Annotated in this window: 2 protein-coding genes; both read left to right on the top strand. The window is 71.9% G+C overall.

All coding sequences use genetic code 11. The annotated features are described in order from the left end of the window. Positions 1-306 precede the first annotated feature (306 nt). Complete coding sequence (locus ACFYY7_RS41100) at positions 307-11490, top strand: type I polyketide synthase (RefSeq protein WP_388670197.1); 11184 nt, start codon at positions 307-309, stop codon at positions 11488-11490. A gap of 25 nt (positions 11491-11515) precedes the next feature. Then, a partial coding sequence (locus ACFYY7_RS41095) for a type I polyketide synthase (RefSeq protein WP_388670194.1) occupies positions 11516-25137 on the top strand: 13622 nt, incomplete at its 3' end.

The following is a 25137-nucleotide window of genomic DNA, read 5'->3' as shown; positions in this document are numbered from 1 at the left end:
ACGAAAATCACCACACATTTGATCCAGGTGCCCTCGAATTCCGGTCGACGATTAATGGAATGGCTGCTCCGGCGCCGCTCAATCACTGCGTCGATGCCGATTAGGGGACTGCTCCGGGCCCGTTGTTAGGGGTTGTCGGCCGCCCGTGCAGCCACATAGCTTCCACCATTGAGGGCGATCATGGGTGCTTTTGATGACGCCGCCTGTCGGCCGCCGTGTCCGTATTCCATCGGCATCGATCCGGACAAAGCGTGATCGCCATGAGCGGACGAAGAGCGACGGTTCCTAAGAGGGCGGGAATTTTCCATGACAAGCGAAGAGAAGCTGCTTGATCACCTGAAGTGGATGACCGCTGAGCTGCGCCAGGCGAAACAACGCCTGCGCGAAGTGGATTCGGGTGAGCAGGAACCGATCGCGATCGTCGGAATGAGCTGCCGCTACCCGGGCGGGGTCGACTCCCCCGAGGACCTGTGGCGGCTGGTGGCCTCGGGCACCGATGCCGTGGCGGCGTTCCCGCAGGACCGCGGCTGGGACCTGGAGGCGCTGACCGCCCCCGACCCGGACAGCCCCGGATCCTCGATCAGCGACGAGGGCGGCTTCCTGTACGGCGCCACGGAGTTCGACGCCGGTTTCTTCGGCATCTCCCCGCGCGAGGCGCTCACGATGGACCCGCAGCAGCGGTTGATCCTCGAGTCCTCCTGGGAACTCTTCGAGCGGGCCGGAATCGATCCGGAGTCGCTGCGCGGCAGCCGTACCGGCGTGTTCGTCGGCACGAACGGCCAGGACTACCCGACCCTCCTGCCGAACAGCGCCGAGAACGTCGAGGGCTATCTCGTCGTCGGCGGTTCGGCCAGTGTCATCTCCGGGCGCGTCTCGTACACCCTCGGCCTCGAAGGACCGGCCGCGACCGTGGACACGGCCTGCTCGTCGTCCCTGGTGGCCCTGCACTGGGCGTGCCAGGCGCTGCGCGAGCAGGAATGCTCACTGGCCGCCGCGGGCGGTGTGGCGCTGATGTCGACGCCGGGCACCTTCCAGGAGTTCAGCCGCCAGCGCGCGATGGCCGCCGACGGCCGGTGCAAGGCGTTCGCCGACTCCGCGGACGGCACCGGCTGGGGCGAGGGCGTCGGCATGCTGCTGCTGGAGCGGCTCTCGGACGCCCGGCGCAACGGCCACAGGATCCTCGCCGTCGTACGGGGCTCCGCGGTCAACCAGGACGGCGCGAGCAGCGGCCTGACCGTCCCGAACGGCCCCGCTCAGCAGCGGGTGATCCGCCAGGCCCTCGCCAACGCCGGCCTGGGCGCGGGCGATGTCGACGTGGTCGAGGCGCACGGCACGGGTACGACGCTGGGTGACCCGATCGAGGCCCAGGCCCTGCTGGCCACCTATGGCCAGGACCGCCCGGAGGGACAGCCGTTGTGGCTGGGCTCCCTGAAGTCGAACATCGGTCACACGCAGGCGGCGGCCGGTGTCGGCGGCATCATCAAGATGGTCATGGCGATGCGCCACGGTGTGCTGCCACGCACCCTGCACGTCGACCGCCCCTCCACGCACGTCGACTGGTCGGCCGGCGCGGTGGAACTGCTCACCGAGGAGCGGACCTGGGACACCCCGGGCCGCCCCCGCCGGGCCGCCGTCTCCTCGTTCGGCATGAGCGGCACCAACGCCCACGCCATCATCGAGGCGCCACCGGCCGAGACCTCCGAGCCGTCCGCCGAGACCGCCGCCGAGCCCTCAGCCGAACCTTCCGCCAGGCGCGACGGCACGGCTTCCGGTCCGGTGCCGTGGCTCGTCTCCGGACGCTCGGCGCAGGCCCTGGCCGCCCAGGCGGACCGGCTGCGTACGCATGTGCTCGACGCCCCGACTGCGCCCGCCCTCAACGACATCGGCCTCTCACTGACCCGGACGCGTACGGCGTTCGACCACCGGGCGGTCGTGATCGCCGACAGCACGTCGGACATGACGGACCGCCTCCAGGCCCTGGCCGGGGAAGCCGCGGACGGTGGCACCCTGCCCGCCGGCACGGCCCGCGGCACGGTCGGCGGATACGCCAAGCCTGTGTTCGTGTTCCCGGGCCAGGGCGCTCAGTGGGCAGGCATGGCGGTGGGGCTGCTCGGCTCCTCGCCGGTGTTCGCGGCGCGGATGGCAGAGTGCGCGGCGGCGTTGGAGCCGTACGTGGAGTGGTCGCTGCTCGACGTCGTACGCGGCGCGGAGGGCGCGCCCGGCCTCGACCGCGTCGATGTCGTCCAGCCCGTCCTGTGGGCCGTCATGGTCTCCCTCGCCGAGGTGTGGCGCTCGTACGGTGTCGAGCCGGCGGCGGTCATCGGTCACTCGCAGGGCGAGATCGCGGCGGCCGCCGTCGCGGGCATCCTGTCGCTGGGGGATGCGGCGAAGGTCGTCGCCCTGCGCAGCCGGGCGATCATCGCGCTCGCGGGCCGTGGCGGCATGGTCTCCGTCGCCCAGCCTGCCGCCTGGGTGCGGGAGAAGATCGCGGCCTGGGACGGCCGGATCTCCATCGCCGCCGTCAACGGGCCTTCGTCCGTGGTGGTTTCGGGTGATCCGGAGGCTCTGGACGAGCTGGTCACCGACTGCCAGACCAACGAGATCCGCGCCCGCAAGATCGACGTCGACTACGCCTCCCACTCCGCCCACGTCGAAGAGATCGAACCCGAGCTCGCGCGGTTGCTGGCGGGCATCGCACCGCAGACCGGCGGCACGACCCTCTACTCCTCCCTCACGGGCGGACTCCTCGACGGCACGGAGATGGGCGCCGGGTACTGGTACAACAACCTGCGCGAGACCGTCGAGTTCGAGCAGGCCACCCGCACCGCCCTCACCGACGGCCACACCGTATTCATCGAGGTCAGCCCCCACCCCGTCCTCTCCCTCGGCCTCCAGGGCACCATCGACGACACCGGCACGGACGCCGCCGTCCTCGGCACCCTCCGCCGCGACGAAGGCGGACTCGACCGGATGCTTCAGTCCGTCGCCGAGCTCTGGGTGCTCGGCGTGGACGTGGACTGGGACACCTTCTTCGAGGGCACCGATGCCCGTACCGTCGACCTGCCGACGTACGCCTTCCAGCGCGAGCGGTACTGGCCGCGCGCGGCCGAGTTCACCGGTGATGTCGCCTCGGTGGGCCTGGAGGGCGCGGAGCATCCGCTCCTGGGTGCCGTGCTGGACCTGCCGGGCCCGGGTGGTGTGGTGCTGACCGGCCGGCTGGCGCTCCGTACGCATGGCTGGCTCGCCGATCACGTGGTCGACGGGCGGGTGCTCGTCCCGGGCACGGCTCTCGTCGAGATGGCGGTCCGGGCCGGGGACCAGGTCGGCCACGGCACCGTGTCCGAACTCGTCCTGGAATCCCCGCTGGTGCTGCCGGAGAACGGCGCGGCCGTCGTCCGGGTGGTCGTCGGTGCGGAGGGCGAGGACGGCGTCGGATCCGGCGCACGCCCGCTGACGGTGTACGGGCAGGCCGAGGGCGCCGAGACCTGGACCCGTCACGCGGCCGGCGTGCTGACCGCCACCACCACAGGCGGCGGTGCGGATGAGCCGTCGGACGCGTCCTGGGCCGCCGTCTGGCCGCCGCAGGACGCCGAGGCGGTGGACGTGTCCGACTTCTACGCGGAACTGGCGGCGACGGGCTACGGCTACGGCCCTGCGTTCCAAGGCCTGCGGGCGGTGTGGCGGCGGGCGGGCGAGGTGTTCGCGGAGGTCGCTCTCGGCGAGGAGACCGCCGGCCAGGCGGGCCGGTTCGGCCTGCATCCGGCACTGCTGGACTCCGCCCTGCACGCGGTGGGCGCGGGCGGGCTGTTCCCGGGTGAGGCCGGGCTGCAACTGCCGTTCGCCTGGGAAGGCGTGGAGCTGTACGCGGCGGGCGCCTCGTCGCTGCGGGTGCGGCTGGCGTCGGCGGGCGGCCAGGCCGTCTCGGTCGAGGCCGCCGACGGCGCCGGTGCTCCGGTCGCCTCGGTCCGGTCCCTGGCCTTCCGGCCCGTGAGCGCGGACCAGTTGCGGGAGGCGGAGAACCGGGCGGCGGCCGAGTCGCTGTTCCGCCTGGAGTGGGTCCCGGTCACGGGCGCTCCGGAGGCGGGTACGGGTGCGGCGACGGATCCGGGTGCCGATGCCGGGTTCCAGGTCCTGACGGTCCCCGGTGCGCGGACCGGTACGGATGTGCTCCCGGGCGTGCGTGAGCGCGTTGTCCACGTACTGACCCGGTTGCAGGAGTGGCTGGCCGCCGAGAGCGAGACGGATGCGCGTCTGGTCGTGGTGACCCGGGGCGCGGTGGCCGTCGCCGGTGGCGGGATCCAGGACATGGGGGCGGGCTCCGTGTGGGGCCTGGTGCGTTCCGCCCAGACGGAGAACCCGGGTCGGATCGTGCTGGTGGACGTCGATGTCGACGGTGACAGTGACGGTGTCGATGTCGGTGGTGTTGCGGGGTTGGGTGAGCCGCAGGTTGTGGTGCGTGAGGGTCGGTTGTTCGTGCCTCGGTTGGTGCGGGCTGCGGCTGGTGGCGTTGGTGGTGCTGGTGGTGGGTTGGTGGTTCCGTCGGGTGTGGCGGAGTGGTCGTTGCAGAGCACGGGCAAGGGCACGCTGGAGAATCTGGCGTTGCTGCCCGTCGAGGGGTCGGGGCTGGGGCTGGGGCTGGCCGAGGGTCAGGTGCGGGTGGATGTGCGGGCGGCGGGGGTCAATTTCCGTGATGTGCTGAACGCGCTGGGGATGTATCCGGGCCCTGAGGTGCCGATGGGTGCCGAGGGGGCGGGTGTGGTCGCGGAGGTCGGTCCGGGGGTGACGGATCTGCGTCCGGGCGACCGGGTGATGGGTCTGTTCTCCGGCTCGTTCGGCCCGAGCGCGGTCACCGAACGCCGGATGCTCGCCCCGATCCCCGACGACTGGTCCTACGTCCAGGCGTCCACGGTCCCGTCCGTCTACCTGACCGCCTACTACGCACTGGTAGACCTCGCGCAGGTACGGCCGGGTGATTCGGTGCTGGTGCATGCGGCGTCCGGGGGTGTGGGGACGGCTGCGGTGCAGCTGGCCCGGCATCTGGGTGCCGAGGTGTACGGCACGGCGAGTGAGGCGAAGTGGCCGGTCCTGGCCGCGATGGGCATTCCCGCCGAGCGGATCGCTTCCTCCCGGACCCTCGACTTCGCCGAGGCCTTCGCCGCGGAGACGGGCGGGCGGGGCATGGACGTCGTGCTGAACTCCCTGGCCGGGGAGTTCGTCGACGCCTCGCTCGGTCTGCTGCCGCGAGGCGGCCGGTTCCTGGAGATGGGCAAGACCGACATCCGGGATGCGGCGGCAGTGGCACAGAGCCACGAAGGCGTTCGGTACCAGGCTTTCGAGTTGCTGGATGCGGGTCCGGACCGGCTTCAGGGCATGTTGCTGGAGTTGCTGGGACTGTTCCGGGAGGGTGTGCTGAGCCTGCCGCCGGTGCGGGCGTGGGACATCCGTCAGGCCCCGGAAGCGCTGCGGTTCATGAGCCAGGCCCGGCACGTGGGCAAGGTCGTCGTGACGATGCCGCGCATCCCCGATCCCGAGGGTACGTACCTGGTCACGGGGGCCACCGGCACCCTGGGCGGCCTGGTCGCCCGCCACCTGGTCACCGCACGAGGCGTACGCAGCCTGCTCCTCCTCAGCCGCCGGGGCACCGCCGCCCCGGGCGCGGCCGAACTGGTCGCGGAGCTGGAAGCGGCCGGCGCCCGGGTCACGCTGGTGGCCTGCGACGCCGCCGACCGGGACGCACTGGCCGCCGCCCTGACCACCGTCCCGGCCGAACACCCCCTCACCGGCATCGTCCACACCGCCGGAGTCCTGGACGACGGGGTGATCCCCGAACTCGACGCCGACCGCATCGACACCGTCCTGCGCCCCAAGGCCGACGCCGCCTGGAACCTCCACGAACTCACCCGCCACCACCACGAACTCGCCGAATTCATCCTCTTCTCCGGTGGAGCGGGCACGTTCGGTGGTCCGGGGCAGGGCAATTACGCGGCGGCGAACGTGTTCCTCGATGTGCTGGCCCAGCACCGGCAGGCCCAGGGCCTGCCCGCCACGGCCGTGGCCTGGGGCATGTGGGAAGAGCGCAGCGGCATGACGGCGCACCTCGGCGACGCTGAGATCGCCCGCATGACCCGGACGGGCATGCAACCGCTGCCCACCGACCACGGCCTCGCCCTGCTGGACGCGGCCACCGCAACCGGACAGGCCCTGCTCGTCGCCGCGCGCCTGGACCTGGCCGCCATGCGCAGGCACGGCGAGACCACGGGTACGGGCGTGCCGCCACTCTTCCAAGCACTGGTACGGGCTCCCGCGCGCCGCTCCCTCGGTGCGGCGAAGGCGGTCGAGGCGTCCTCGTTCGCCCAGCAACTCGCCGCCCTGCCCGCAGAACAGGCCGAACGCACCCTGCTCGACCTCGTCCGCACCCATGTCGCCGCCGTGCTCGGACACGCCTCCGCCGACACCATCCAAACCGGCAGAGCCTTCCGCGAACTCGGCTTCGACTCCCTCACCGCCGTAGAGATCCGCAACCGCCTCAACACCGCCACCGGCCTACGCCTCCCGACAACCCTGGTCTTCGACTACCCGACACCCGAGGTGCTCGCCGACCACCTGTACTCCGAGCTGGTCGGCTCCCGGCCGGGCGCGGTCGCGGCCGGTGCTGCGGCGGTGCCGGGCACGGGCCCCGCCGATGCGGACGACCCGATCGCCATCATCGGCATGGGCTGCCGGTTCCCGGGCGGGGTCCGTTCGCCGCAGGACCTGTGGCAGCTCCTCGCCGAGGGCCGCGACGCCATCGGCGGCGTACCGCTCGACCGCGAATGGAACCTCGATGTGTTCCGGCACACGGAGGGTGACAGCCAGGGCACCTCGTACGTGGGTGAGGGCGGGTTCCTGCGGGACGCCGGGCAGTTCGATCCGGCCTTCTTCGGGATCTCGCCGCGCGAGGCCCTGGCCATGGACCCGCAGCAGCGGCTGCTGCTGGAGACCTCCTGGGAGGCCTTCGAGAACGCGGGCATCGACCCGGTCGACGTACGCAGAACCCGTACCGGTGTGTACGCGGGCGCGGCGGCCTCCGGGTACGGCGGCACGACCCGGAGCCGGCCGAACGGCTTCGAGGGCCATCTTCTGACGGGCACGGCGGGCAGCGTCGTCTCGGGCCGCATCTCCTACGCCCTGGGTCTGGAAGGCCCCGCGATGACCGTGGACACGGCGTGCTCGTCGTCCCTGGTCGCGCTGCACATGGCCGTCCAGGGGCTGCGCAACGGCGAGTGCACGATGGCCCTGGCCGCCGGAGTGATGGTCATGGGAACACCCACGTCCTTCGTCGAGTTCAGCCGCCAGCAGGCGCTGGCCGCGGACGGCCGGTGCAAGGCGTTCGCGGAGGCCGCGGACGGCTTCGGGCTGGCCGAGGGGGTCGGCGTTCTGCTTCTGGAGCGGTTGTCGGAGGCGCGGCGTCTGGGGCATGAGGTGCTGGCCGTGGTGCGTGGTTCGGCGGTCAATCAGGACGGTGCGTCGAACGGTCTGACGGCTCCGAACGGTCCGTCGCAGCAGCGGGTGATCCGCCAGGCCCTGGCCAACGCGGGTCTGACCACCGCCGATGTCGACGTGGTCGAGGCGCACGGCACGGGCACGAAGCTCGGCGACCCGATCGAGGCCCAGGCCCTGCTGGCCACCTACGGCCGCGAACGCCCCCAGGACCAGCCCCTCCTCCTCGGCTCCATCAAGTCCAACATCGGCCACACCCAGGCCGCCGCCGGCGTCGCCGGCGTGATGAAGATGGTCCTGGCCATGCGCAACGGCCTCCTCCCACAGACCCTCCACATCGACACCCCCTCCACCCACGTCGACTGGACCGACGGCGACATCGAACTCCTCACGGAGAACCGTGCCTGGCCACGGACCGACGCCCCTCGCCGGGCCGGGGTGTCCTCGTTCGGCATGAGCGGCACGAACGCCCATCTGATCCTGGAAGAGGCCCCGCACACCGAGCCCGCGACACCATCGGCCCCGTCGCCGGTGGCGGTGCCGTGGGTCCTGTCGGGCAAGTCGGAGACCGCGCTGCGCGCCCAGGCCGGGAAACTCCTCGACCGCATGCGTCAGGACACAAACACCTCCCTCACCGACATCGGCTACTCACTCGCCCTCACCCGAACCCACTTCGACCACCGCGCAGCCATCACAGCCACCCACCGGGACGACTACCTCACCGCCCTCGAAGCCCTCACCCACAACCACCCCACCACCAACACCACCACCGCCGAAACCCAGACCTCACCCCGCCCCGTATTCGTCTTCCCGGGGCAGGGAGCTCAGTGGACCGGCATGGCCGTGGAACTCCTCGACACCTCACCCGCATTCGCAGCACGCATGGCCGAATGCGCCGCCACGCTGCAGCCGTACGTGGAGTGGTCGCTGCTCGACGTCGTACGCGGCGCCGACGGCGCGCCCGGCCTCGACCGCGTCGACGTCGTCCAGCCCGTCCTCTGGGCCGTCATGGTCTCCCTCGCCGAACTATGGCGGGCGTACGGCGTCGAACCCGCAGCCGTCATCGGCCACTCCCAGGGCGAAATCGCCGCAGCCGCCGTCGCAGGCATCCTGTCGCTGAGCGACGCGGCGAAGGTCGTCGCCCTGCGCAGCCAGGCCATCACCGCCCTCGCCGGCCGCGGCGGCATGGTCTCCCTCGCCCAGCCCGCAACCTGGGTACGGGAGAAGATCACCACCTGGGACGGCCGGATCTCCATCGCCGCCGTCAACGGACCCTCCTCCGTCGTCGTCTCCGGCGACCCCGAGGCCCTGGACGAGCTGGTCACCGACTGCCAGACCAACGAGATCCGCGCCCGCAAGATCGACGTCGACTACGCCTCCCACTCCGCCCACGTCGAAGAGATCGAACCCGAGCTCGCGAAGCTCCTCGCAGGCATAGCACCGCAGACCGGCGGCACGACCCTCTACTCCTCCCTCACCGGCACCCTCCTCGACGGCACGGAAATGGGCGCCGGCTACTGGTACAACAACCTCCGCGAAACCGTCGAGTTCGAACAGGCCACCCGCACCGCCCTCACCGACGGCCACACCGTATTCATCGAGGTCAGCCCCCACCCCGTCCTCTCCCTCGGCCTCCAGGGCACCACCGAGAACACCGGCACCGACGCCGCCGTCCTCGCCACCCTCCGCCGCGACGAAGGCGGACTCGACCGCTTCCTCACCTCCCTCGCCGAAGCCCACGTCCACGGCACCACCATCAACTGGACAACCGTCTTCGCCGACACCGACGCCACCCGCACCACCCTCCCCACCTACGCCTTCCAACGCACCCGCTACTGGCTCAAGGACGAGCCCGAGACTCCTGCCACCGCCTCCGCCACCTCCGTAACGGCCGAACAGTCCACCGCGGAAGCGGAGTTCTGGAAGGCCGTGGAGGACGGTGACGCCGAGGCGCTCGCCCGACAGCTGGGCGGTGTCGATGCCGGACCGCTGAGTGCCGTACTGCCGGCGCTGGCCGGGTGGCGGCGGACTGCTACCGCTCTCACCACCCTGGACTCGTGGCGGTACCGGATCACCTGGAAGCCGTTGGTTTCCTCGGGTGCCCCCGGTGCTCTTTCCGGCGCGTGGCTGCTGGTGCTGCCCGAGGCGCTGGCCGACGGGGCGCTGGTGGCCGAATGCTCCCGGCAGCTGGCCGAACGGGGGGCCGGGGTGGTGCCGTTGGTGGTCACCGAGCACCAGAGCGACCGGGCGGGGATCGCCAAGGCGGTGACGGCTCTCGGTGACGGGGACGCGCCCGCGTACAGCGGTGCGCTGTCGCTGCTGGCCCTGGACGAGAGTGCCGATCCGGCTCTGGGTTCGGAGCTTCCGGCCGCGACCGCCCGCACGCTCGCCCTCGTGCAGGCTCTCGACGACACCGCCGTGCGAGCACCGCTGTGGTGCCTCACCAGTGGCGGCGTCCAGATTGGACAGACCGGTTACAGCGATCCGGCAAGCAGTCCGGTGCAGGCACAGCTGTGGGGCATGGGCCAGGCCATCGCCCTTGAGGCGCCGGGAAGTTGGGGCGGTCTCATCGACCTGCCCGACGCGGCGGCGGAAGGGGGCGACGCATCGGTGGCGGAACAGGTGTGCGCCGTGCTGTCCGGCGCTTACGGCGCCGAGGACCAGGCCGCGGTGCGCGGCGAGGGCGTCTTCGCCCGGCGGATCGGCCGGGCTTCGCTCGGCGAGTCCGTGCGCCGTTTCGAGCCCCGTGGTTCGGTGCTGGTCACCGGCGGCACCGGTTCCGTCGGCGGGCATGTCGCCCGTTGGCTGGCCGCCGAGGGCGCCGAGCACATCGTGTTGACGAGCCGCCGCGGTCCGGACAGTCCGGGAGCGGCGGAGCTGGTGGAGGAGCTGGCCCTGGCCGGTGCCTCCGCGTCGGTCGTGGCCTGTGACGTGGCCGACCGGGACCAGGTCGACGTGCTCGTCGAGCGGCTGCGGGCGGAGGGCCGCCCGGTGGGCAGCGTCTTCCACACGGCGGGCGTGGACGACACGGCGGCCGTGCAGGACACGGATGCGGCCGCCTACGCGACCGTCCTGTCCGGCAAGGTCAACGGCGCCCTGCACCTCGACGAGGCGCTGGGCGACTCCGTGGACGCGTTCGTCCTCTTCTCGTCGATCTCCGGGGTGTGGGGCAATGCCCGGCACTCTGCGTACGCGGCGGCCAACGCGTCCCTCGACGCGCTGGCCCACCGGCGCCGGTCCCTGGGCCGGTCCGCGACGTCCGTGTCCTGGGGCTGGTGGGAGGGCGACGGGCTGGCCGGCGGCGCCGGTGTCGGGGGCGCGCTCAGCGGCCTCGGCCTGTCGGCGATGGCACCGGACCTCGCGGTGTCCGCGATGCGGCAGGCCGTCGAGCACGGGGAGACGGCGGTCGTCGTCGCCGACATCGACTGGCGGGACTTCGCCCCGGCGTTCACCGGACTGCGCCCGAGTGCGCTGATCGGTGACCTGCCGGAGGTGCGCGGTGCGGTGCCGACGGACGACGCCACGGAGGCGGCGGACGGTCAGGACTCCGGGCAGGACGCGGCGGCCGTGCTGCGTGCCGAACTCGCCGAACTGCCCGGTCCCGAGCAGGAGTACACGCTGCTCGAACTGGTACGGGATCACGCGGCGGCGGTGCTCGGTCTGGCCGGGCCCTCCGACGTACGGCCCGACAAGCCCTTCCGGACCCTCGGCTTCGACTCGCTGACCGCGGTGGACCTGAGAAACCGGATCACCCGGGCCACGGGGCTGCGGCTGCCCGCCGCGCTGGTCTTCGACCACCCGACCCCTGTGGTGCTCGCCGCTTTCCTGCGGACCAAGTTCGACCTGCCGGTGGCGACCGGCGCCGCGGAGCCGGTACCTGTTCCGGCGCCCGACGCGGCAACGGCTCCGGCCCCGGCCGTGGCAGCGGACGACTCGATTGACGACGACTCGATTGACGACATGGACGCCGAAAGCCTGATCCAGCTGGCTCTGGGAGACAACGGCTCATGATGACGTGCGAAATGTGGAGTGCATGATGGCTACTTCGGCGGACAAGGTTCTCGAGGCTCTGCGGGCGTCGGTCAAGGAGACCGAGCGGCTGCGGAAGGAGAACGCCCGGATCACCGAGGCGGCCCGGGAGCCCATTGCGATCATCGGTATGAGCTGCCGGTACCCCGGCGGTGTCGCGAGCCCCGAGGACCTGTGGCGGCTGGTGGACGAGGGCCGCGACGCGGTGGGCCCGTTCCCGGCCGACCGGGGGTGGGACATCGACGCCCTGTACGCGACGAGTCCGGCGGGCTCGGGTGCGTACGAGGGCGGGTTCGTCCCCGATGCCGCCGAGTTCGACGCCGGGTTCTTCGGGATCTCGCCGCGTGAGGCGCTTGCCATGGACCCGCAGCAGCGACTCCTGCTGGAGGCCGCCTGGGAGGCGGTCGAGCGGGCCGGGGTGGCTCCGTCGGCGTTGCGCGGCACCCGTACCGGTGTATTCGCCGGTGCGGCGGTGTCCGGGTACGAGAACAAGCTGCAGAACGCTTCCGAGAACGTCGAGGGCTACTTCCTGACCGGTACGGCGGGCAGTGTGGTCTCCGGCCGCATCGCCTACACCCTCGGTCTTGAGGGCCCGGCGGTGACGGTCGACACGGCCTGCTCGTCGTCGCTGGTCGCACTCCACATGGCCGTCCAGGCTCTGCGGTCCGGCGAGTGCGAGCTCGCGCTCGCCGGTGGTGTCGCCGTGATGGCGGTGCCCGAGGCGTACGCCGAGTTCAGCAAGCAGGGCGGGCTCGCCGTCGACGGGCGCTGCAAGTCCTTCGCCGCGGCCGCCGATGGCACCGGTTGGGCCGAGGGCGTCGGTGTGCTGCTCGTCGAGCGGCTTTCCGACGCGGTGCGCAACGGGCACCAGGTCCTGGCCGTCGTGCGCGGTACGGGGGTCAACCAGGACGGCGCCTCCAACGGGCTGACCGCCCCGAACGGTACGGCCCAGCAGCGGGTCATCCGCCAGGCCCTGGCCAACGCGGACCTGGCGTCGGCGGAGGTCGACGCGGTCGAGGCGCACGGCACGGGCACCGTGCTGGGCGACCCGATCGAGGCGCAGGCCCTGGTGGACACGTACGGGCAGGAGCGCTCGGCGGGACAGCCGCTGTGGCTCGGCTCGATGAAGTCCAACATGGGTCACGCGCAGGCCGCTTCAGGTGTGGCCGGTGTGATCAAGATGGTCATGGCGATGCGTCATGGTGTGCTGCCGCGCACCCTGCACGTCGACGAGCCGACCCCGCACGTCGACTGGGCGGCGGGCGAGGTGGAGCTGCTCACCGAGGCGCGCGACTGGCCGGAGACCGGCCGGTCGCGCCGGGCCGCCGTGTCGTCCTTCGGCGTGAGCGGCACCAACGCGCACATCATCGTCGAGCAGGCTCCCGACCCGGTGTCCGACTCAGTATCCAACCCGGATGAATCGGTTGGATCGGTCGCCGTGCACCCGTGGCTCGTGTCCGGCGCCTCCGCGCAGGGCCTCGCGGCCCAGGCGGACCGGCTGCTGACGCATCTCGCGGCGGACGGTGCCGAGGGCACCGGGCGACGCGTCCTCGACCTGGGCTTCTCGCTGGCCACCGGACGGTCGGCGCTGGAGCACCGGGCCGTCGTGCTGGGCGAGGACCGGGACACCCTGCTGGACGGCCTGCGGGCGCTGGCCCGGGGCGAGAACGCGCCGGGCGCGGTGCGCGGCCTGGCGGTGCCGGGCCGGCTCGGCCTGATGTTCTCCGGGCAGGGTTCGCAGCGGCCCGGCATGGGCCGTGAGCTGTACGAGGCGTACCCGGTGTACGCCGAGGCCTTCGACGCGGTCTGTGCCGAGCTGGACCGGCACCTGGCGGGTCATGTCGACCTGTCCGTGCGCGAGGTCGTCTTCTCGGAGCCGGGCAGCGCCGAGGCGGCGCTGCTCGACGCCACCGTGTACACGCAGGCTGGTCTGTTCGCCGTCGAGGTGGCCCTGTTCCGTCTGGTCAGCTCCTGGGGGGTCACCCCGGATCACCTGCTCGGGCACTCGGTCGGCGAGATCACGGCCGCCCATGTGGCGGGTGTGCTCACACTTGAGGACGCGGGTGCGCTGGTCGCCGCCCGTGGCCGGCTCATGCAGGCGCTGCCCGCGGGCGGCGCGATGGTGTCCGTGCAGGCCACCGAGGAAGAGGTGGCCGGGCTTCTCGACGGTCGTGCGGATGTGTCGGTCGCCGCGGTCAACGGGCCGCGCGCCGTGGTGATCTCGGGTGCCGAGGAAGCCGTGGCCGAGATCGCCGCCGCCCTCGGTGAGCAGGGCCGTAAAACACGGCGGCTGCAGGTCAGCCATGCCTTCCACTCCCCGCTCATGGAGCCCATGCTCGACGAGTTCCGCCGGGTCACGGAGAGCCTGACGTTCCACCCGCCCCGGCTGTCGGTCGTCTCCAACGTGACCGGCCGCATGCTGCGTTCGCAGGAGGTCCGCGACCCCGGTTACTGGGTGCGTCACGTCCGCGAGGCCGTCCGCTTCGCCGACGGTGTGCGCATGCTGGCCGACCAGGGCGTCACCACGTTCCTCGAACTCGGACCGGGCGGCGTGCTGACCGCCATGGGCCAGGCCAGTGTCGCCGACGCGGAAACTGCGGGGACTGCTGGGACTGCTGGGACTGCTGGGAACGAGGGGAGCACCGACTCCGTCTCCTTCGTGGCCGCCCTGCGCAAGGACCGGCCCGAGACCCATGCGATCACCGCTGCGCTCGCCGCGCTGCACGTCCGGGGCACGGCCGTGGACTGGGCGTCCTTCTACGCCGGAACGGGCAGCCGCCAGGTGGACCTGCCGACGTACGCCTTCCAGCGGCAGCGCTTCTGGCCGACCCCGACCGCCGCGCAGGACGCGGCCGAGGTGCTGGCCACCTTCCGCAACGAGGCCCGTTTCTGGGAAGCGGTGGAACGCGAGGACCTCACCGCCCTCGCCGACGCCATGCGTCCCGTGGACGTCGACCCGCTGGCCGCCGCGCTTCCCGCGCTGGCCGCGTGGCGTCGCCGCAACCGCGATCTCGACATCGTCGACGGGCTGCGCCACCGCATCGACTGGAAGCCGGCCACCACGGCCGGCCCCGCTTCCCCGGTGGGCGACTGGCTGGTCCTGACGCCCACCCGGACCGCGTACGGAGCACTCGTCGACCGGGTGACGGAGGCGCTCCGGGACCGGGGCGACTCGGTCACCGTGGTCGACGTCGACCCCCAGGGCCTGGACCGCGCGTCGCTCGCGGACCTCCTGACCGGGCAGGTGGAGGGCGGTCCGGCCGGCGTGCTCTCGCTGCTGGCGCTCGCCTCCGACGCCTCGAACGGCTCCGACGACGCGTTCGCGATCGGCGCCGTCCCCGCCGGTACCCGTGCGACCGTGCTCCTCGCCCAGGCGCTCGGTGACGCCGGTCTCGACGCCCCGCTGTGGATCGCCACCCACGGCGCGGTCACCATCGGCCGCTCCGAGTCCCTCCACCAGCCCGCGCAGGCACCCCTGTGGGGCCTCGGCCGGGTCATCGGACTGGAACACGGCGAGCGCTGGGGCGGTCTGATCGACCTGCCCGCCGAGCTCGACGAGCGCGCCGCCGACCGGCTGTGCGCGGCCTTCGCCGACGGCACCGAGGACCAGATCGCGCTGCGTTCCTCCGGCCTGTTCGTACGCCGTCTCGCCCACGACCCGCGCAGCGCCGCCCCGGCAGGGCGCCCCGCGTTCGTCCCGCGCGGCACGGCTCTGATCACCGGCGGTACCGGCGCCCTGGGCGCACACACCGCCCGCTGGCTCGCCGCGAACGGCGCCGAGCGGATCGTCCTGACCAGCCGGCGCGGCCCCGAGGCTCCCGGAGCGGCCGAACTCGTCGCCGAACTGGGCACGTTGGGCGCCCCGGCGACCGTCGTCGCCTGCGACGTCGCCGACCGGGAGGCCCTGGCGGCGCTGCTGGAGTCCGTACGGACGGACGGCGGCCCGGCCCTGCGCTCGGTGTTCCACACGGCCGGCATCGCCAGCGACACCCCGCTGACCGACATCGACCTCGGCACGTTCGGGGACGAGATACGGGCCAAGGCGGCCGGTGCCGCCCACCTGGACGAGCTGCTCCGCGACCAGGACGACGAGATCGACGCGTTCGTCCTGTTCTCCTCCATCTCCAGCGTCTGGGGCAGCCGGGGCCAGGGCGCATACGCCACCGGAAACACCTATCTCGACGCGCTCGCCCAGCGGCGCCGCGAACGCGGTGCCGCCGCCACCTCGGTCTCCTGGGGCGCGTGGGGCGGCGGCGGGCTCGCCGACGGCCGCGAGGGCGAGCGGCTGGCCCGGCGCGGCATCCGCACCATGTCCCCCGAGCACGCCATCGGCGCGCTCAAGCACGCCCTCGACCACGACGACACCCATGTGGCCGTCGCCGATGTCGACTGGGACCGTTTCCTGCCCGCGTTCACCGCTGCCCGCCCGCGACCGCTGCTCAGTGAGCTTCCGGAGGCCATCGCGCTGGCCGACGGGGAATCCGTGGACACCGCGTCCGGCGGCGAGGCGCACGACAGCCAGTCCCGGATGCGCGACCGGCTGGCGGGGTTGTCCCCGGCCGACCGTACGGCGCTGCTCATGGAACTCGTACGGACCGAGGCGGCCGCGGTGCTCGGCCACGGCACCGTCGACGAGATCCGTCCCGACCGCGCCTTCCGTGACCTGGGCTTCGACTCCCTCACCGCGGTCGACCTGCGCAACCGGCTGGTCCAGGAGACCGGCGTACGGCTGCCCAGCACCCTGGTGTTCGACCACCCCAACCCGACCGCGCTGGCCCGCTTCATCGAGTCCGAACTCTTCGTGACCGGCACGGTGCCCGGCGGGGACGCGGCAGCCGTGGCCGGAGCGGGCGACGACGACGAGCCGATCGCGATCGTCGGCATGGCCTGCCGATTCCCGGGCGACGTGGCCGGCCCGGAGGACCTGTGGCGGCTCGTCGCCTCCGGCGGCGACGGCATCAGCTCCTTCCCCACGAACCGTGGTTGGGACCTCGACTCGCTCTACGACCCGGACCCCGAGGCGCACGGCACCTCGTACGTGCGCGACGGCGGATTCCTGCACGACGCCCCCGGCTTCGACGCGGACTTCTTCGGGATCTCGCCGCGCGAGGCCCTGGCGATGGACCCGCAGCAGCGACTGATGCTCGAAGCGTCCTGGGAGGTCTTCGAGCGGGCCGGCATCGACGCCGGATCCGTACGGGGCCACCGCATCGGCGTCTTCGCGGGTGCCTCCGCCTCCGGTTACGGCGCCGACCTCGGCCGCACCGCCGAAGGCACCGGCACCGAGGGCCACCTGCTCACCGGCATGGCCACCAGCGTGCTCTCCGGCCGCGTCTCCTACATCCTGGGCCTGGAGGGCCCGGCGGTGACGGTGGACACCGCCTGCTCGTCGTCGCTGGTCGCCCTGCACCTCGCGGCCCAGTCGCTGCGCTCGGGCGAATGCACGATGGCCGTGGCCGGAGGTGTCGCCCTGATGGCGACCCCCACGGGATTCGTGGAGTTCAGCCGCCAGCGCGGCCTGGCCGCCGACGGCCACTGCAAGTCCTTCTCGGACGACGCGGACGGCACCGGCTGGTCCGAGGGCGTCGGCGTCCTCCTCGTCGAGCGCCTCTCCGAGGCGCGCCGCAACGGCCACCAGGTGCTCGCTGTCATCCGCGGCTCGGCCGTCAACCAGGACGGTGCGTCCAACGGCCTGACCGCCCCGAACGGCCCGTCGCAGCAGCGCGTCATCCGCCAGGCCCTCGCCAACTCCGGCCTGACCACCGCCGATGTGGACACCGTGGAGGCCCACGGCACCGGTACGAAGCTGGGCGACCCCATCGAGGCCCAGGCGTTGCTGGCCACGTACGGCCAGGACCGCCCGGAGGACCGGCCGCTCTGGCTCGGCTCGATCAAGTCGAACATCGGCCACGCGGCTGCCGCTTCCGGCGTCGGTGGCGTGATCAAGATGGTCATGGCCATGCGCCACGGCGTACTGCCGCAGACTCTGAATGTCGGTGTGCCTTCGTCGAAGGTGGACTGGTCGGCGGGTGCGGTGGAGTTGCTGGCGGAGGCGCGGGAGTGGCCGGAGGTGGGCGAACGCCCGCGCCGGGCGGGTGTGTCGTCGTTCGGGATCAGTGGGACGAACGCGCACGTGATTCTGGAGCAGGCGCAGGAGGAGCCGGAGGCGGTCGAGCCTTCGGCTGTCGGGTCGGTGTTGCCGGTGGTGCCGTGGGTGCTGTCGGCGAAGTCGGAGGAGGCGCTGGCGGGTCAGGCGGAGCGGTTGCTCGGCCTGGTGGGTGCTGCGTCGCCGGTCGATGTGGGTTACTCGCTGGCTGTGACGCGTACGGCGTTCGAGCACCGTGCGGTGGTGGTCGGTGAGGACCGTGAGGCGTTGCTGCGGGCGGTGTCCGAGGGCCGGTCGGTGCCGGGTGTTGTCCGTGGCACTGTGCGGAGTGGTCGTTCGGCGTTCCTGTTCTCGGGTCAGGGGTCGCAGCGGGCCGGGATGGGCCGCGAGCTGTACGAGGCGTACCCGGCGTTCGCCGACGCGTTCGACGCGGTCTGCGCCGAACTCGACCGGCATCTCGACCAGCCGGTCAAGGACATCGTCTTCGGCGGCTCGGAGCTGATCGACCAGACCGTGTACACCCAGGCGGGGCTGTTCGCTGTTGAGGTTGCGCTGTTCCGGCTGCTGGAGCACTGGGGAATCACGCCCGACTACCTCCTCGGGCATTCCATCGGTGAGCTGGCCGCCGCGCACGTCGCGGGCGTCTGGTCGTTGGAGGACGCGGCAGCGCTCGTCGCCGCCCGGGGCCGCCTCATGCAGGCGCTCCCGACGGGCGGGGCAATGGTCGCCGTCCAGGCCACCGAGGCGGAAGTCCTGCCGCTGCTCACCGACGGCGTCTCCATCGCCGCCCTGAACGGCCCGGACTCCGTCGTCATCTCCGGCGACGAGGACGCCGTACTCGCCATCGCGTCCGGCTTCGGAAAGACGAAGCGGCTGCGGGTCAGCCATGCCTTCCACTCGCCGCGCATGGAACCCATGCTCGCCGAGTTCAGGACCATCGCCGAGGGCCTGACCTTCCACGCACCGAAGTTCCCCATCGTCTCCAACCTCACGGGCGAACTCGCCGGCGAGGAACTGCTGACCGCCGACTACTGGGTGGACCACGTCCGCCAGGCCGTCCGTTTCCTCGACGGAATGCGTCAGTTGGAGTCCCAGGGCGTGACCACGTACCTGGAACTCGGGCCCGGCGGTGTCCTCTCCGCGATGGGCCAGTCGTGCGTGACGGAGGACGCCGGCTTCGTACCGGCGCTGCGCAAGGACCGTACCGAGACCGAGGCGCTGACCACCGCCGTGGCGGAGCTGCACGCGCACGGCGCCTCCGTCGACTGGGCCGCGTACTACGCCAACACCGGCGCCCGACGCATCGACCTGCCCACCTACGCCTTCCAGCACCAGCACTACTGGCCGGAGGTCGTGCCGGGGCTGAACGGTGATGTCACCGGATTCGGTCTGCACAGTGCCGAGCACCCGTTGCTGGGTGCCGAGGTGCTCCTCGCCGACGGCGACGGACTCGTACTGACGAGCCGGCTGTCCCTGGACTCGCACCCGTGGCTCGCCGACCACGCGATCTTCGGCTCCGTCCTGCTGCCCGGCACCGCGTTCGTCGAACTCGCACTCCACGCAGGGGAGCGCATCGGCTGCGGGGCCCTGGAAGAGCTCACCCTGCAGGCTCCGCTGGTCCTGCCCGAGCGCGGCGCCATGATGCTTCAGGTCGTCGTGGGCACGGCGGACGCGGACGGCCGGCGCCAGGTCACCGTCCATTCGGCCCCCGCAGGTGCCGAGGACGGGACGTGGACGCTGCACGCCTCCGGTGTCGTCTCTGCCGAGACCCTCGTCCCGGGCGCGGAGCTGGCCGAATGGCCGCCGCGTGACGCCGAGGCGGTTCCGGTCGACGGCATGTACGACTCCATGACCGAGATCGGCTACGGCTACGGCCCCGTCTTCCAGGGCCTGCGAGCCGTGTGGCGGCGCGGTGGAGAGCTGTTCGCCGAGGTCTCCCTGCCCGAGGACGCCGTCGAGCAGGCGGGCCGGTTCGGTCTGCACCCGGCGCTTCTCGACTCCGCCCTGCACGCCATCGGCGTGGGCGGCGGCCTGGCCGGTCTTGAGGGCCCGGGGCTGCCGTTCGCCTGGACCGGTGTGAGCCTGTTCGCGGTGGGGTCCCCCGTTCTGCGGGCCCGGATCACCGCCACCGACGGCACGGTCTCGCTCGATCTGGCCGATGGAACCGGTTCGCCGGTGGGCCGGATCGGATCCTTGGTCCTGCGCCCGGTCACCGCTCAGCAGCTGGACGGCGCCGCGCAGAGCGACAGTTCCGACTCCCTCTTCCGGCTGGAGTGGACCCCGGTACCGACCGGCTCCGCTCCGGCCGCGCAGGACGCGGCGGAGTTCGATGTCCTGGTCGTGCCGACCGCCGAGGCGGACACCGATGTCGTATCGGGCGTGCACACGACCGTCGTCGACGTACTGGCACAGGTGCAGGAGTGGCTTGCCACCGACCGGGACGCGGCCGCCCGTCTGGTGGTGGTGACGTGTGGTGCGGTGGGTGAGGTTTCGGATCTTGGTGCGGCTGCGGTGTGGGGGCTGGTGCGTTCGGCGCAGTCGGAGCATCCGGAGCGGATTGTTCTTGTTGATGTGGAGGGTGATCCCGCGGGGTTCGATGGGGTTGCGGGTCTGGTCGGTCTGGGTGAGCCGCAGGTGGCGGTTCGTGGGGGTGAGGTGCTGGTGCCCCGGCTGGGGCGGGTTGCTGTGCCCCCCGTCGGCTCGGACGCTGCCGGGGCTGCGGGGGCTTCCGGGTCCGGGGGTGCGGTTCTGGTCACGGGTGCGGGTGGTGCGCTGGGTGGGTTGGTGGCGCGTCATCTGGTGACGGTGCGGGGTGTGCGGGATCTGGTGCTGGTGTCGCGGCGGGCGGGCACCGGGCTGGTCGCGGAGCTGGAGGGGCTGGGGGCGTCGGTCCGGTGGGTGGAGTGTGATGTCACGGACCGGGGTGCGCTGGAGGGTGTGGTTTCCGGGATCGTCCGGGAGGGCGGTCTGGCGGGTGTGGTGCATGCCGCGGGTGTCGTGGACGACGGTGTGCTGGAGTCGTTGACCCCGGAGCGGGTCGCGGGTGTTCTGCGTCCCAAGGCTGATGCGGCCTGGTATCTCCATGAGCTCACGGCCGGTCTCGATCTGTCGTTCTTCGTGCTGTTCTCCTCGGCCGCCGGTGTCCTGGGCTCCGCGGGCCAGGCCAACTACGCCGCCGCGAACGCCTTCCTCGACGCCCTGGCCTCCAAGCGCCACGCCCAGGGCCTGCCCGCCACCTCCCTCGCCTGGGGCCCCTGGGCCGACAGCGGCATGCTCCGGCTCGACGCGGCGGACATCGAGAAGATGAGCCGCAACGGCATCGCGCCGTTCACGCACTCGCAGGGCCTGGAGCTCTTCGACGCGTCGTTCCGCGTGGACGAGGCGGTCCTCGCCCCGGTCCGCCTGAATCTGGCGGCCTTCCGCAAGGCCCCTGCCATCCCGTCCCTGCTGCGTGGTCTGATCCGTACGACGCATCGTCGTGCGGCACGGGCCGGCAGCAGTCAGTCCTCCGCGCTCGTGCAACGCCTGCTGACCCTCGGCACCGACGAGCGCACCCAGCTGATCCTGGACACCGTACGAGGCGAGGTCGCGGCCGTCCTCGGCCACACGTCCGGCGACGCGGTCCCGGCCGAACGTGCCTTCACCGAGCTGGGCTTCGACTCCCTCACCGCCGTCGAGCTCCGCAACCGCCTCAACACCGTCACCGGCCTGCGCCTCCCGGCCACCCTCGTCTTCGACTACCCCTCCGCCGGACAACTCGCCGACCACCTCACCGACGAACTCTCCGGCGAAACCACCACCACGAACACGACCACCACCACGACCACTGCCGGCGACGACGAACCCATCGCCATCGTCGGCATGGCCTGCCGCTACCCCGGCAACATCACCTCCCCCGAAGACCTCTGGAACCTCGTCGCCACCGGCACCGACGGCATCTCCGCCTTCCCCACCGACCGCGGCTGGGACCTGGAACGTCTCCTCGATACGGACGGTGACCACCAAGAACTCGCCCTGGAGGGCGGTTTCCTGCACGACGCGGGCCTCTTCGACCCGGCGTTCTTCGGGATCTCGCCGCGCGAGGCCCTGGCGATGGACCCGCAGCAGCGACTGCTGCTGGAGACCTCCTGGGAGGCGATGGAGCAGGCCGGGATCGACCCGGCGACCGTACGCGGCAGCCGTACCGGCGTCTTCGCCGGCCTGATGTACCACGACTACGCGATGTCGCCGAACTCCGTGCCCGAAGGCGTGGAGGCGTTCCTCGGCATCGGGAACACCGGCAGCGTCGTGACCGGCCGCATCGCCTACACCCTCGGGCTGGAGGGCCCGGCGGTCACCGTCGACACGGCCTGCTCGTCCTCGCTGGTCGCCCTGCACCTCGCGGCCCAGGCGCTGCGCTCGGGCGAGTGCGAGATGGCGCTGGCCGGCGGTGTGACGGTGATGGCCACGCCCACCGCATTCCTCGACTTCCAGCGCCAGGGCGGCCTCGCCGCCGACGGCCGCTGCAAGTCCTTCTCGGACGACGCGGACGGTACCGGCTGGTCCGAGGGCGTCGGCATGCTCCTCGTAGAGCGTCTCTCCGACGCCCGCCGCAAGGGCCACCAGGTCCTGGCGGTCGTGCGGGGAGTGGCAGTCAACCAGGACGGTGCGTCCAACGGCCTGACCGCCCCGAACGGTCCGTCGCAGCAGCGCGTCATCCGCCAGGCCCTGGCCAACGCCAAGGTCTCCGCCGACCAGGTCGACGTCGTCGAGGCGCACGGCACCGGCACGGCGCTGGGCGACCCCATCGAGGCCCAGGCCCTGCTGGCCACGTACGGCCAGGACCGGCCCGAGGACCGGCCGCTCTGGCTCGGCTCGCTGAAGTCCAACCTCGGCCACACCCAGGCCGCCGCCGGTGTCGCGGGCATCATCAAGATGATCATGGCTATGCGCCACGGCATCATGCCGCAGACACTGAATGTCGGCCGCCCGTCCACGAAGGTGGACTGGGAGTCAGGTGCGATCGAGCTGCTCACCGAGGCTCGCGAGTGGCCGCAGCAGGGCAACCGTCCGCGCCGGGCCGCTGTCTCTTCCTTCGGCGTGAGCGGCACCAACGCGCATGTGATCATCGAGCAGCCGCAGGCCGAGCCCGAGCGGGCCGAGAACCTCGTTGCCGCGCTGCCGGCAGTGCCGTGGGTGCTGTCGGCAAAGTCGGAGAGGGCTCTGGCCGGTCAGGCGGAGCGTCTGCTGGCCCGGATCGGCGAGGACACCGACACGTCCCCGCTCGATGTGGCCTGGTCCCTGGCCGCAACACGTGCACGCTTCGAGCACCGGGCCGCGGTGGTGGCCGATGACCGCGAGGGGCTCCTGCGGGGGCTCACGGTCCTGGCCTCCGGCGGTACGGCGGCAGGTGTCGCCCGTGGTGCTGTGCAGGCTGGCCGTTCGGCGTTCCTGTTCTCGGGTCAGGGTTCGCAGCGGGCCGGGATGGGCCGGGAACTGTACGAGGCGTACCCGGTGTTCGCCGACGCGTTCGACGCGGTGTGTGCGGAACTCGACAAGCACTTGGACGCGTCGGTCAAGGGCGTGGTGTTCGGTGGGTCGGAGCTGATCGACCAGACCGTGTACACCCAGGCCGGCCTGTTCGCTGTTGAGGTTGCGCTGTTCCGGCTGCTGGAGCACTGGGGCGTCACCCCCGACTACCTCCTCGGCCACTCGATCGGTGAGCTGGCCGCCGCGCACGTCGCGGGCGTCTGGTCGTTGGAGGACGCGGCAGCCCTCGTTGCCGCCCGGGGCCGCCTGATGCAGGCGCTCCCGACGGGCGGGGCGATGGTCGCCGTCCAGGCCACCGAGGCGGAAGTCCTGCCGTTGCTGGTCGACGGTGTCTCGATCGCCGCTCTGAACGGCCCGGATTCTGTCGTCATCTCCGGCGACGAGGACGCCGTACTCGCCATCGCGTCGGGTTTCGGAAAGACGAAGCGGCTGCGGGTCAGCCATGCCTTCCACTCGCCGCGCATGGAACCCATGCTCGCCGAGTTCAAGACCATCGCCGAAGGCCTGACCTTCCACACACCGAAGCTCCCCATCGTCTCCAACCTCACCGGCGAACTCGCCGGCGAGGAACTGCTGACCGCCGACTACTGGGTGGACCACGTCCGCCAGGCCGTCCGCTTCCTCGACGGGGTAAGGCAGTTGGAGTCCCAGGGCGTGACCACGTACCTGGAGCTCGGGCCCGGCGGCGTCCTCTCCGCCATGGGCCAGTCCTGCGTCACCGACGACGAGGGCGCCTTCCTCCCCGCCCTGCGCAAGGACCGTACCGAGACCGCAGCGCTCGTCGCGGCTGTGGCAGAACTCCATGTCCGGGGCCGGGCCGTCGACTGGACGACGTACTACGCCAACACCGGCGCCCAGCGCACCGACCTGCCCACCTACGCCTTCGACCACCAGCACTACTGGCTCCTCTCGGGCACCAGGGCCGAGGACCCGACAGGGTTCGGCATGAGTGCTGCGGAGCACCCGCTGCTGGGTGCCGAGGTTCTCCTCGCGGACGGCGACGGACTCGTGCTGACGAGCCGGTTGTCGCTGGACTCGCACCCGTGGCTCGCCGACCACGCCGTGTTCGGCTCGGTCCTGCTGCCCGGCACCGCGTTCGTCGAACTCGCACTCCACGCCGGAGAGCGCATCGGCTGCGGTGTGCTGGACGAGCTGACCATCCAGGCCCCGCTGGTCTTCCCGGAACACGGCACGGTCGCTCTCCAGGTCGTCGTCGGCCCCGCCGAAGCCGACAACCGCCGCTCGGTCACCATCCACTCCAGCACCGAGACCAACACCTGGACCCTGCACGCCACAGGCTCCCTCTCCACCGAACCCGCCACCCCAGCCACCCCCCTCACCGAATGGCCCCCGCGCGACGCGGTCCTCGTCGAGACCGACGGCCTGTACGAGAACATGGCCACCGCCGGATTCGGCTACGGCCCCGTCTTCCAGGGCCTGCGGGCAGCATGGCGACGCGGGGACGAAGTGTTCGCCGAAGTAGCCCTCGACCAGGACCTCTGGGACGAAGCAAACCGCTTCGGCCTCCACCCCGCACTCCTCGACGCCACCCTCCACGCCATCGCAGCCACCGGCGGCCCCACCGGACTCGACGGCCCCGGCCTCCCCTTCGCCTGGACCGGCGTCAGCCTCACCGCCATCGGCTCCCCCGTCCTGCGCGCCCGCATCACCCACCACCAGAACGCCACCATCACCCTCGACCTCACCGACGGCACCGGAACCCCCGTCGGACACATCGACGCCCTCACCCTCCGCCCCGTCACAGCCGAACAAATCGACGGAGCAACCCCCCACCCCCACACCGACTCGCTCTTCCAGCTCGAATGGGTCCCGGCCCCCGCAGTTCCGGACACCGCACCGGCCGGGGAGTTCGAAGTCCTGGAGATCCCGGGCCCCGACACCGGCGTCGACCAGATCACCGACGTCCACACCCGGGTCACCGACACCCTCACCCGCCTCCAGACCTGGCTCGACGAGGACCACCCCGACACCAC

The organism is Streptomyces sp. NPDC001933 (genome assembly GCF_042890955.1).
GTDB lineage: Bacteria > Actinomycetota > Actinomycetes > Streptomycetales > Streptomycetaceae > Streptomyces.
Note: the sequence above shows the minus strand (reverse complement) of the source record. Positions and strands in the feature narration are given on the sequence as shown.